General features: G+C 58.1%; 10 protein-coding genes. 8 read left to right on the forward strand and 2 right to left on the reverse strand.

Annotated features, from left to right (window positions below; translation table 11 throughout):
* Window positions 1–23 precede the first annotated feature (23 nt).
* The 6 genes from ACW9UO_RS02690 (at window position 24) to tsf (ending at window position 7,084) form a co-directional block, all read left to right on the forward strand.
* On the forward strand, window positions 24–1,025 hold the full coding sequence (locus ACW9UO_RS02690; RefSeq protein WP_457087448.1) for a carbohydrate ABC transporter permease: 1,002 nt from the start codon (window positions 24–26) through the stop codon (window positions 1,023–1,025).
* A gap of 14 nt (window positions 1,026–1,039) precedes the next feature.
* The gene (locus ACW9UO_RS02695) at window positions 1,040–2,194 is read left to right on the forward strand and encodes a carbohydrate ABC transporter permease (protein WP_457087449.1); all 1,155 of its coding nucleotides are present in this window, start codon (window positions 1,040–1,042) and stop codon (window positions 2,192–2,194) included.
* Window positions 2,194–3,849 (forward strand): beta-galactosidase BglA, encoded by a 1,656-nt coding sequence (gene bglA / locus ACW9UO_RS02700; protein ID WP_457087450.1) that lies wholly within the window; start codon window positions 2,194–2,196, stop codon window positions 3,847–3,849. Before ACW9UO_RS02695 ends, bglA begins: the two co-directional genes overlap by 1 nt.
* 24 nt (window positions 3,850–3,873) lie before the next feature.
* Complete coding sequence (locus tag ACW9UO_RS02705; RefSeq protein ID WP_457087451.1) at window positions 3,874–4,962, forward strand: ABC transporter ATP-binding protein; 1,089 nt, start codon at window positions 3,874–3,876, stop codon at window positions 4,960–4,962.
* Window positions 4,963–5,339: 377 nt separating this feature from the next.
* Window positions 5,340–6,113: a 30S ribosomal protein S2 gene (gene rpsB / locus ACW9UO_RS02710; protein WP_457087452.1), complete on the forward strand. Its 774-nt coding sequence runs from the start codon at window positions 5,340–5,342 to the stop codon at window positions 6,111–6,113.
* A 95-nt stretch (window positions 6,114–6,208) separates the two neighbouring features.
* Window positions 6,209–7,084 carry a translation elongation factor Ts gene (gene tsf, locus ACW9UO_RS02715; protein ID WP_457087453.1) on the forward strand — a complete coding sequence of 292 codons (876 nt, stop codon included), beginning with the start codon at window positions 6,209–6,211 and terminating at the stop codon, window positions 7,082–7,084.
* Window positions 7,085–7,463: 379 nt separating this feature from the next.
* Here the strand turns inward: tsf and ACW9UO_RS02720 are convergent, their stop codons facing one another.
* Both ACW9UO_RS02720 and ilvD read right to left on the reverse strand, forming a co-directional pair.
* The gene (locus ACW9UO_RS02720) at window positions 7,464–8,225 is read right to left on the reverse strand and encodes a helix-turn-helix transcriptional regulator (protein ID WP_457087454.1); all 762 of its coding nucleotides are present in this window, start codon (window positions 8,223–8,225) and stop codon (window positions 7,464–7,466) included.
* 181 nt (window positions 8,226–8,406) lie between these two features.
* The gene (ilvD, locus tag ACW9UO_RS02725; protein WP_457087455.1) at window positions 8,407–10,242 is read right to left on the reverse strand and encodes a dihydroxy-acid dehydratase; all 1,836 of its coding nucleotides are present in this window, start codon (window positions 10,240–10,242) and stop codon (window positions 8,407–8,409) included.
* Window positions 10,243–10,449: 207 nt separating this feature from the next.
* On the opposite strand from ilvD, the gene ACW9UO_RS02730 reads away from it, so the two are divergent.
* Together ACW9UO_RS02730 and ACW9UO_RS02735 are read left to right on the forward strand one after the other, a co-directional pair.
* Window positions 10,450–11,796, forward strand: coding sequence for an ISNCY family transposase (locus ACW9UO_RS02730; RefSeq protein ID WP_457087456.1), 1,347 nt, complete (start codon window positions 10,450–10,452; stop codon window positions 11,794–11,796).
* A gap of 16 nt (window positions 11,797–11,812) precedes the next feature.
* On the forward strand, window positions 11,813–12,082 hold the full coding sequence (locus tag ACW9UO_RS02735) for a hypothetical protein (RefSeq protein ID WP_457087457.1): 270 nt from the start codon (window positions 11,813–11,815) through the stop codon (window positions 12,080–12,082).
* Window positions 12,083–12,222 lie beyond the last annotated feature (140 nt).

The following is a 12,222-nucleotide window of genomic DNA, read 5'->3' on the forward strand; positions in this document are numbered from 1 at the left end:
TGATCTCCAAAGGAGGGCGCGCCATGCATCCGGCGTTACTTGGTTTATTAACCATTGTCATTGGCGTGGGCGCTTGTCTGGCCTACTTTTACTTCTCTAACATCTTGGTGGACAAGGTGCTTTTCCCCGCCAAGGGGCCAAACGCCGGGCGTAACATCAACCGCGCCAATATGATCCGGCCTTGGTTGTTCCTGTTTCCCGCGCTTTTCGCGCTGACGCTGTATCTGGCCTACCCGGTGGTGGAAACGCTGCGCCTGTCGCTGACCGACAGGGATGCGGGCGGGGCCTTTGTTGGGTTTGATAATTACAGGACCATGATGGCCGATCCCAAGTTCTGGGAGGCGATGGGCAACAACATGTTGTGGCTGATTGTGGTGCCTGCGGCCTCGACCGCCTTTGGCCTGCTCGCGGCGCAACTGACCGACCGGATCAGCTGGGGCAATATCGCCAAGTCGCTGATTTTCATGCCGATGGCGATCTCGTTTGTCGGCGCGGCGGTGATCTGGAAGCTGGTCTATGACGCCCGCCCCGAAGGCGCGGATCAGATCGGCGTGCTGAATGCGATCTATGTCTGGCTGTCGGGCGAAGGCCCGGTTCAATGGCTGACGGTGCCGTTCTGGAACAACTTCTTTCTGATGGCGGTGCTGATCTGGATCCAGACCGGTTTTGCCATGGTGATCCTCTCGGCGGCCCTGCGCGGTATCCCCGAGGAAACCATCGAGGCCGCCATCGTGGATGGGGCCGGACCGATGCAGATATTCTTCAAGATCAAGGTGCCGCAGATCATGTCGACGATCATGGTGGTCTGGACGACGATCACGCTGGTGGTGCTCAAGGTGTTCGACATCGTGTTCGCGATGACCAACGGCCAATGGCAGACGCAGGTTCTGGCCAACTACATGTATGACAAGCTGTTTCGCTCCAATGATTGGGGTGTGGGGTCGGCCTCGGCAATTGTGATCATGCTGCTGGTGACGCCGATCCTGGTCTGGAACGTGCGCAATGCGCGCAAAGAAATGCGCTGAGGAGGCATACTTCGATGGATAATATTGCTGGTACCAAATCCTCGCTGACGTGGATTGTGCATATCTCGGTCGTGCTGCTTGTTGGGCTGTGGCTGTTTCCGACGGTGGGGCTGTTTGTCTCGTCGTTTCGCACCGCGGATCAGATTTCAGGCTCTGGCTGGTGGAACGCGCTGTTCCCGACCGAGCAGAACCTGACGCTGCGCACCGCCGACCCCGACAGCCAGACCCGCGACGGCGCGCTTTATGTGATCGAGGGCAATCTGTTTGCCGTTGATGGCACCAAACCTGCGCCGATTTCCGCCTTTGGCACCTCGTCGCGCGATGTGTCGGCCTTTGCGGCGGGTGAGACCGCCGAGATGCGCGGAGGTGAAACGATCACCGTGTTGGAAAACGGCGATTACCGCATGGTGTCGGAGGAGGAATTCACCGGCGGGCGCGGGGCGCGGGTGTTTGTCACCGCCACAACGCCGCCGGAGTTCACCCTGCGCAATTATGAAAACATGCTGTTTGACGGGCGCAATTCCGAGGGCATGACCAAGGCGTTTTTCAACACGATGACGGTCACGATCCCGGCGACAATCATCCCGATCATCGTCGCGGCCTTTGCGGCTTATGCCTTGGCATGGATGGATTTTCCCGGTCGCGCGCTGCTTATCGCCTTTATCGTCGGGCTCTTGGTGGTGCCGCTGCAATTGGCACTAATCCCGTTGTTGAAACTGCATCTGGGGATTGGCATCGGCAAGGGATACCTCGGCGTCTGGCTGGCGCATACCGGCTTTGGCCTGCCGCTCGCGGTGTACCTGCTGCGCAACTACATGGTCGGCCTGCCACGTGACGTGATCGAAAACGCGCGGGTTGATGGGGCGACGGAATTCCAGATCTTTACCAAGATCATCCTGCCGCTCAGCTTTCCCGCGCTGGCCTCTTTCGCGATCTTTCAGTTCCTGTGGACGTGGAATGATCTGCTGGTGGCCAAGGTGTTCCTGATTGATGCTTCGGGGCAGACCACGGTGATGACCAACCAGATCATCGAGCTTTTGGGCACCCGTGGCGGCAACTGGGAAATCCTCGCAACAGCGGCGTTTGTGTCAATCGTGGTGCCGCTGATCGTCTTCTTCGCAATGCAAAAATACCTCGTACGCGGCTTGCTGGCCGGATCGGTGAAATAATGAACGCACATATGGATATGAAAATGAAACCGTCTCGTGAACAAGATCAGGATTGGTGGCGCGGGGGCGTGATCTATCAGATTTATCCGCGCTCGTACCAAGACAGCAATGGCGACGGCATCGGCGATCTGAACGGCATCACCCAACGCCTGCCGCATATCGCCTCGCTCGGGGTGGATGCGATCTGGATCTCGCCGTTCTTCACCTCGCCGATGAAGGATTTCGGCTATGATGTGAGCGATTACTGCGATGTTGATCCGATGTTCGGCACGCTGGCGGATTTCGATACGATGGTCGACACCGCGCATAAGCTTGGCCTCAAGGTGATGATCGATCAGGTGCTGTCGCACACCGCCTCGGCGCATCCTTGGTTTGTCGAAAGCCGGTCGAGCCGCGACAATGACAAGGCCGATTGGTACGTCTGGGCCGATCCCAAACCCGATGGCAACCCGCCCAACAACTGGCTGTCGATCTTTGGCGGTTCGGCCTGGCAATGGGATGGGCGGCGCGAGCAGTATTACCTGCACAACTTCCTTGTGTCGCAGCCTGATCTGAATTTCCATTGCCCGGCGGTGCAGGACGCTTTGCTCGACGCGGTGCGGTTCTGGCTGGATCGCGGGGTGGATGGGTTCCGCCTTGATACGATCAATTTCTACATCCACGACAAGGGCTTGCGCGACAATCCTCCGCTGGCGAAAGACCAGCGCAACTCCTCGATCGCGCCGTCGGTGAACCCGTATAACCATCAGGAGCATCTCTACGATAAGAACCAGCCTGAGAACTTGGCCTTCCTCAAACGCTTCCGGGCGCTGTTGGATGAATATCCCGGCACGACGGCGGTGGGCGAAGTGGGCGATGCGCAGCGCGGGCTTGAGATTATGGGCGAATACACCTCGGGCGGCGACAAGGCGCATATGTGCTACGCGTTCGAATTCCTTTCGGGCAGCGATCTGACAGCGGCGCGGGTGGCCGAGGTACTGCACGCGGTGGATGAGGCCGCGCCGGATGGCTGGCCGTGCTGGGCGTTTTCCAACCACGATGTGCCGCGCCATGTGTCGCGCTGGGGGCTGACCCCGGCGGCGACCAAAGCCTATGCGACGCTGATCCATTGCCTGCGCGGCTCGGTCTGTTTGTATCAGGGCGAGGAGCTGGGATTGCCCGAGGCCGATGTGGCGTTTGAAGACCTGCAAGACCCCTATGGCATTGAATTCTGGCCTGAATTCAAGGGGCGCGACGGATGCCGCACGCCGATGGTTTGGGAGCCGTCCAACCAGAGCGGCGGGTTCACCACCGGTGCGCCTTGGCTTCCGGTGAGCCGTGAACATCTGCCGCGTTCCGTGGCCGCGCAAGAGGACGATCCCGGCGCAATCCTGCATCATTACCGCCGCGCGCTCCAGTTTCGGCACGCGCATAAGGCGCTGGTCAAAGGCGCGCACAGCGGGATTTCGGCGCAGGGCGACGTGCTGCATTTCCAGCGGTCGCATGAGGGCGAGACGATTTTTTGCGCCTTCAACCTCAGCGATGCGCCGGGGGCGATTGAGATGCCGGAGGGGGATTGGCTTCAGATCGGCGCTGAGCTTGGATCGGCGGCACCGCAGGCGGATGGCAAACTGCATCTTGGGCCGTGGCAACCTGCTTTGGCGATCAAACAATAACCCCCGCGGAAGGAGATAAGACCAATGGCCAATCTTAAACTGACCAACGTCGAAAAGACCTATGCGGGTGCAGTGAATGTGCTCAACGACGTTAACCTCGACATCACGACCGGCGAATTGATCGTGTTTGTCGGGCCGTCTGGTTGTGGCAAATCAACGTTGCTGCGGATGATTGCCGGGCTGGAAAAGATCACCTCGGGCACGCTGGAAATCGACGGGCAGGTGGTGAATGACGTGCCCCCGTCGTTGCGCGGCATTGCGATGGTGTTCCAATCCTACGCGCTTTATCCGCATATGACGGTGCGCGAAAACATGCAGTTCGCGCTGAAGATCGCCAAGAAGCCACAGGCCGAGATTGACGCCGCGGTGGACCGGGCCGCCAACCTTTTGCAGCTTGGCGACTATCTTGACCGGTTGCCCAAGGCGCTGTCGGGCGGGCAACGGCAACGGGTGGCGATTGGCCGCTCGATTGTGCGCGATCCCAAGGTGTATCTGTTCGATGAGCCACTTTCCAATCTGGATGCCGCGCTGCGCGTGGCGACCCGGCTGGAGATTGCCAAGCTCAAAGAGCAGATGCCCGACTCGACGATGATCTATGTCACCCATGATCAGGTTGAGGCGATGACCTTGGCGACGCGGATTGTGGTGCTGGCGAACAAAGGCGTGGCGCAGGTTGGCAGCCCGCTGGAGCTGTATGAACGGCCCAACAGCGAGTTTGTGGCGCAGTTTATCGGCTCGCCGGCGATGAACCTTTTGCCGGGGCAGGTGGTTGGGACCGGGGCGCAAACGACGGTGCGGCTCGACGGCGGCGGCACGGCGGTGTCGGACTATCCCACCAAGGATGGCGATATGGGGATGATGGTGAATGTCGGGGTGCGGCCCGAGGATCTTGTGGAAACCACGGGTGAGGCGATCTTTGAGGGTAAGGTCGATATCATCGAGGCGCTTGGGGAAGTGACGCTTTTGTACTTTGAAAAGCAGGGCGACGGCGATGCGGTGATTGGCAAGTTGCAGGGCATCCATACCGATGTACGCGGTAAATCGGTGCGGCTCGCGGCGGTGCCGGCGAAGGTGCATCTTTTCGCCAATGGGGTGTCGCTGCTGTATCGGTAGCGCGGACTTCAGGTGAGTTTCGCCACGCCTTGCGCGTGTCGACAGGCTGGGGGCTGCGCCCCCAGACCCCCACTAAGGCTAGGGATTAAAACCAGGGGGCCTTGCCCCCCGGACCCCCCAAGGTATTTATAAACAGAAGAAGACCCTGCCGGGGACGGGGGGCAGGGACGGTGTTTTGTCTGCGCGGGTGGGCCGATTGGGGCTGGCACATGACGGGGGGCAGATGGGGCTTGCGGCTTGGGGCGAAGGGGGCTATACGCGCGCCATTAATCCGCAGGTGTGGGCGGGCTTTTGGGGGAGACATCCCCAATCGTCCACCGGTTGAAGCAACCGCTTCTCATCCCGCACCGAGGCGTAAACCGGAAAGGAAAAGAAGCATGGCTCTTCCCGAGTTCACCATGCGTCAGCTGCTTGAAGCTGGCGTTCACTTTGGCCACCAAACACAACGCTGGAACCCCCGTATGGGTCCGTTCATCTATGGTGCGCGTAATGGCATCCATATCATGGACCTTACTCAGACCGTCCCGATGCTGGACCAGGCTCTGAACGCGATCCGCGACACCGTTGCCAAAGGCGGCCGTGTTCTGTTTGTCGGCACCAAGCGTCAGGCGGCACAGCCCGTTGCAGATGCGGCCGAGAAATGCGCACAGTATTACATGAACCACCGTTGGTTGGGCGGCACGCTCACCAACTGGAAAACCGTTTCCCAGTCCATCAACCGTCTGAAGCAAATCGACGAAAAGATGGAAACCGGTGCCGAGGGCCTTACCAAGAAAGAGCGCCTCGGTATGGAACGTGACCAGACCAAGCTTGAAGCTTCGCTGGGCGGCATTCGCGAAATGGGCGGCGTGCCCGATCTGCTGTTTGTCATCGACGTGAAAAAAGAAGCGCTGGCCGTGGCCGAAGCCAACAAACTGGGTATTCCGGTTGTTGCCATCGTCGACACCAACTGCTCGCCCGATGGTGTGGATTACATCATCCCCGGCAACGACGACGCGGCCCGTGCCATTGCGCTGTATTGCGATCTGGCCTCGCGCGCGGCGCTTGACGGCATGTCGGCCCAACTGGGCGCGGCTGGCGTTGACATCGGCGCAATGGAAGAAGCTCCGGCTGAAGAAGTTGTGGCCGAAGACGCGCCTGCCGCAGGCTAATCGCCCGGCAGTGTCGCAAAAGCGACATGTTATTTCCAGATCAGGGGGCAGAGGCAACTTTGCCCCCACGACCTTTCGAGATGAGGAGAGCCAATATGGCGATTGCTGCTAAGCAGGTAAAAGAACTGCGCGAGATGACCGGCGCAGGCATGATGGACGCCAAAAAAGCGCTGACCGAAACTGACGGCGATATCGAAGCCGCGGTTGACTGGCTGCGCACCAAAGGTTTGGCCAAAGCTGCCAAGAAATCCGGCCGTACCGCCGCCGAGGGCCTTGTTGCCGTCGTCGTCGAAGCGGGCAAGGGTGTGGCCGTTGAAGTGAACTCGGAAACCGACTTTGTCGGCAAGAACGCCGAATTCCAAGGCATGGTTTCGAAAATTGCCACCGCAGCTTTGGGCGTGTCGACAGTGGAAGAACTGGCCGCGGCCGATATCGGTGGCAAAACCGTGTCCGAAACGCTGACCGACAAGATCGCCACCATTGGCGAAAACATGTCGCTGCGCCGGATGTCCAAGCTCGAAGGTGGGTCGGTTGTGTCGTATGTGCACAACGCTGCTGCGACAGACATGGGCAAAATCGGTGTTCTGGTTGCGCTTTCCGGCGAAAACGACGCCTTTGGCAAACAGGTTGCGATGCACATCGCAGCGGCCAACCCGGCATCGCTGTCCGAGGCAGACCTTGATCCGGCGGTTGTTGAAAAAGAACGTCAGGTTCAGATCGACATCGCCAAGGAATTGGGCAAGCCCGACGCCGTGATCGAAAAGATGATCGTGGGCCGCATGAAGAAATTCATGAGCGAGATCACCTTGCTGAACCAAGCCTTTGTTGTTGACCCCGACAAGACCGTTGCCCAAGCCGCAACCGACGCGGGTGTTGAGATCACCGGCTACGTCCGTCTTGAAGTGGGCGAAGGCATCGAGAAAAAGACCGAAGATTTCGCGGCTGAAGTCGCCAAAGCCGTAAAAGGCTGATCTTCCGGCCCTGCGTTCTGCGCGGGGCCACCAAGACAAAAAAATGCGGAGCTGGCTGCGACGGCCAGCTCCGCTTTTTTATGGGCCACCCCGGACTAATGGGGATGAGACGAAGCAGCCCGAGTTGGCCGGCCTGAAGCGATAAATACACCCCAGACCGACCTCCGGTTACCCGGGCAGAATAGCGGAACCTTGAAATCACAAGGGGCACGATCCTGACGTTCCCTGGCTGAATTGCCACCACTCACGGAACTTCTATAGAGTGCCCCATTTCCGCAGCGTAATGAAGTCCGGTTTTCCCTACTTGGGTAAATCAGTTGCATTCAAAGCGCTGTGAAGCGTGAAAAATGCGTTAACGTAGGTGCGGCCTTACGTAACGTCAGAGGTCGAGCACGAACATTTGGTTCTGAAACGATGCTTTAAGCACCGCTTGGGCCGTTGTTTCGACATTTAGCGCTTCGCGTGCGAGTCGGAGGTGTTTTTCTACCGTTGCGGCAGTCAGTCCCATTAACAGCGCGATGTCCTGAGTCGTTTTGCCATCGCCGACCCATTCGAGCGCTTCGCGTTGGCGCGGTGTCAGCGGCTTGCCGAATCCGGTGAAGGGCAGGGTGAGGATCTTGAGGTGCGCGACATTGTTGATCGTCACGATGTCGTCGCCAAACTCGGCCCAGATTTCATCGACCTGCGTTTGACTGATGCCATCTTTGGCCGTAAGCGCAATCGCCCCCTTGGACCGCAGAGACACCGCTTTGAATGAGATCGTATAGCCGGCCGTCACGCCCATCTTCTGGTTGAACTTGACCACCGCCATCTCGGCATTGGTAAGCGCGCCCTGACGCGCCAGATCGCCCACCATACGCCAGCTGGCCACGCCTTCGTGGTCCATCGCCCAACGGGTCATCGGAGCATTCTTGTAGAGTTCGCCCCCCAAGAATTCGTCGGTGTACGACGGGTCATGGTTGGTCAGCATCAGAAAATCGTTGGGATCGCCCAGCGAGGTTTGCGTGCGATAATAGGTGAACCCATACAGCAGCCGGTCAAAGCCGTATTCGGCCAGCTTCTTGGTGTGCATGTCCCAAAGCGCCTCGATCGAGGGGGCGTTGGTCAGGGCCAGAAGATACTTGTTCCGGTCTTTCGACATGCGCTTTGGCTCCTGTTGCGCCAGGCGTCAGAGCAGCAAAACCGGACGTCAAAACCGGACTGGACAAACGAGTGGCGGAAAATCTTTCTGCCATTAGACAGGCTTAGAATTTCCTGTCCAGAAAAATAGCGGGGTAGGGGCCGGATGTACCGGCCCCCGTGTCCCTTAATCCCCGTGTCCCTTAGTCTACAACGCGCACAGCCCCTTTGGCCGCCGATGTCGTCAGCGCCGCATAAGCTTTCAGCGCTGTCGAAACTTTACGCTTGCGCGGCTTGGCGGGTTTCCAGCCTTCAACGTCACGTTTTTCACGCCGTGCTGCCAGCTCGCCATCGTCGACTGCGAGGTGGATCTTGCGGTTGGGAATGTCGATCTCGATCTTGTCGCCATGTTCCACCAGCCCGATGGTACCGCCCTCGGCCGCCTCGGGCGACACATGGCCAATCGACAGACCCGAGGTGCCGCCGGAAAAGCGGCCATCGGTCAGCAAGGCGCAATCTTTGCCCAGACCTTTGGATTTCAGATAGCTGGTCGGATAGAGCATTTCCTGCATGCCCGGGCCGCCGCGCGGACCCTCATAGCGGATCACAACCACGTCGCCCGCCTTGACCTTGCCAGTCAGAATATCGCTCACCGCGGCGTCCTGGCTTTCGCAAACATAGGCGCTGCCGGTGAATTGCAGAATGCTCGCATCCACACCTGCGGTCTTCACGATACAGCCTTCTTCGGCGATATTGCCGAACAACACGGCTAAACCGCCATCTTGGCTAAACGCATGTTTCTGCGACCGAATAATGCCACCTTCGCGGTCAGTATCGAGCTCCTTATAGCGGTTCTCGGTGCTGAAGGCTTGCGTGGTGCGCACGCCGCCGGGTGCCGCTTTGAAAAGCCGCTCGGCCTCGGGGTTGTTGGCCACCTTGATGTCCCAATGCGCAATCGCCTCGGACATGGTCGAGCTGTGCACCGTCCGCGTGTCACCGTGCAAGAGGTTCGCCCTGTAAAGCTCTCCAAGGATTGAGAAAATCCCGCCAGCGCGGTGAACGTCTTCCATATGGACGTTCTCGATATTCGGCGAAACCTTGCACAAACACGGCACTTTGCGCGACAGACGGTCGATGTCTTGCATGGTGAAATCGATGCCGCCTTCATAGGCAATCGCCAGCAGGTGCAGCACCGTATTGGTCGATCCACCCATCGCGATATCAAGGCTCATGGCGTTCTCAAACGCTTCGAACGTGGCGATCTCACGCGGAAGAAAGCCTTTTTCCTCAAGCTGATAGTGGCGTTTGGTGATCTCAACGATCTGACGGCCAGCCTCAAGGAACAGATGCTTGCGGTCCGCATGTGTCGCGAGCGTCGATCCGTTGCCCGGCAGCGCAAGGCCAAGCGCCTCGGCCAGACAGTTCATCGAGTTGGCGGTGAACATGCCCGAGCACGATCCACAGGTCGGACAGGCGTTTTCTTCGATGTGCTGAACCTGAGCGTCGGTCATGGTTTCAGACGCGGCGGCGACCATGGCATCAACCAGATCAACCTTTTTCATATCAAGGTCTTCGATGTCGATCTTGCCAGCTTCCATCGGGCCGCCAGAGACAAAGATCGCCGGGATGTTCAGGCGCATCGCGGCCATCATCATACCGGGCGTGATCTTGTCGCAATTCGAGATACAGACCATCGCATCGGCGCAGTGGGCGTTGACCATATACTCGACACTGTCGGCAATGATTTCGCGCGACGGCAAGGAATAGAGCATGCCGTCGTGGCCCATGGCGATGCCGTCATCAACGGCGATGGTGTTGAATTCCTTGGCAACACCGCCAGCGGCTTCAACCTCACGCGCGACCATCTGGCCGAGATCTTTCAGGTGAACGTGGCCGGGCACGAACTGGGTGAAGGAGTTGACGATGGCGATGATCGGTTTGCCGAAATCGTCGTCTGTCATGCCGGTCGCGCGCCAAAGCCCGCGCGCACCGGCCATATTGCGTCCATGGGTCGAGGTTCTGGATCGGTAATGCGGCATGTCGGAGTTCCTTTACGGTTTGTGGACAGGAACAATATTCACGCCCCAAAGGCAAGAGGAGCGCGTTCAAATCCGGTTTTATAGACCACAATATATTACATAATACTGATTATGAGGCTTAGATATGTAACCGCAAAGCGATAATGTCACCCCTGTGCAATTCAGGAATGTCACTCTCTTGTTCAAGTGAGCAACGGGAGATCGGACATGGGATGGGTGATGATGAGCGAACGCGAGTTGAACCGTGTGGAAGTTTTAGCGCAGGTCGATGATGGTCGGCTTAGCGTCGACAACGCGGCAAACATGTTGGATTTGACGTGTCGTCAGGTTTTCAGATTGCTGAAGCGTTATCGCCAAGATGGTGCGGCGGCGATCCGACACAAGGCGCGTGGGAAGCCCCCAAACAACCTGATCCATAAAGCTAAGCGAGAGTACGCGCTGTCGCTGATCAAGGAGAGTTACCCGGATTTCGGGCCGACACTGGCCGCTGAGATGCTGGCGGAACATCACGGGTTCAAGGTGTCACGCGAGACGCTGCGCAAATGGATGCAGGACGACGGCATCTGGCTCTCGCGCAAGCAGCGGCGCAGGTTTCATCAACCCAGATTGCGACGGGAATGTATGGGCGAACTGATCCAAATTGATGGCTCAGATCACAGATGGTTTGAAGATCGTGCGGGCCCCTGCACCCTGCTCGTCTTCATCGACGATGCCACCAGCACGTTGATGGAACTGCGGTTTGTAAAGTCGGAGAGCACGTTCAGCTATTTCGAAGCGCTGGAAAGCTACCTGCTTGCACATGGCCGCCCGGTCGCCTTCTACAGCGACAAGCACACGGTGTTCCGCGTGGCCAAGAAAGACGCGAAGGCTGGTGCGGGTATGACCCAGTTTGGGCGTGCACTGAACGCGTTGAACGTTGAGATTCTCTGCGCGAACAGCTCTCAGGCCAAGGGCCGCGTCGAACGGGCAAACCGGACGTTGCAAGATCGGCTGGTGAAGGAATTGCGGCTGGCAAGCATCTCGGACATGGAGGCTGGAAACGCCTATTTGCGAGGCTTCAAAGAACGTTTCAACGCGCAATTCGCCAAAGCACCGGCCAAGCCTGACAACCTGCACCGCACTCTCAATGTCGAACCTGATCGGCTCGATGAAGTACTGTGCTGGCGCGAGTACAGGTACGTCGGCAGGCAGCTGACGTTTTCCTATGACCGCAAACGGATCATGCTTGAAGAAAGTGATGTCACACGCGGCTTGGTCGGCAAATACGTGGACACCTATGCTTTCGTGGATGGGCGGTTCGAAGTGCGTTCAAAAGGCCAATCCCTGCCCTATAAGATCTTCGATATGGATCAGCGCGTCACTCATGCCGCTATCACCGACAACAAGCGCCTTGGTGCCGTGCTGGAACACATCAAAGAGATGCAAGATAAGGCACCACCAAAATACCCGGTCAGGACAAATTCTGAGAAGATGGGCTATAAGCCGAGTGGTAAAACGCCGGGTCGGCCGTCAGGGGCGCGGAACAAAAAGACGATTGTACAGGCCGCAGAATAGGCTCAAGATTGGAGCTATGAATGCTGAAGAAGAACCTGAGATCATCATGTCCGATCTGTGCGCCGATATCGAAATAGACGGGCACTTCCTGACAATCGATATCTACAAGAGCGACATCGACCCTGGCTGGATTCTGGAAGTCATAAATGAGTTCGGCACATCCACTGTCTTCGACGATCCATTCATCGCGGACGGCCTCGCTTGGCAGCAATTCGAGAAGACCTTGCACGAAGAAGGCTTGGCCGCGTTCCTCACCAGAAAAGAGAAACGGCAGCTCTTGCACTGACCCCTGCAAAGCCAGCCAGGTCTCCGATATCTGAGGTCTACGCCCTGTCAGGCTTTGCTACCGTCAGCGCCCAAAGTGTCATTCCTGCTTTGCGCAGCCAGTGACATTTCTGAATCGCGTTTACAAGATAGTGCCGGTGG

This window comes from Marinovum sedimenti, from assembly GCF_054052205.1.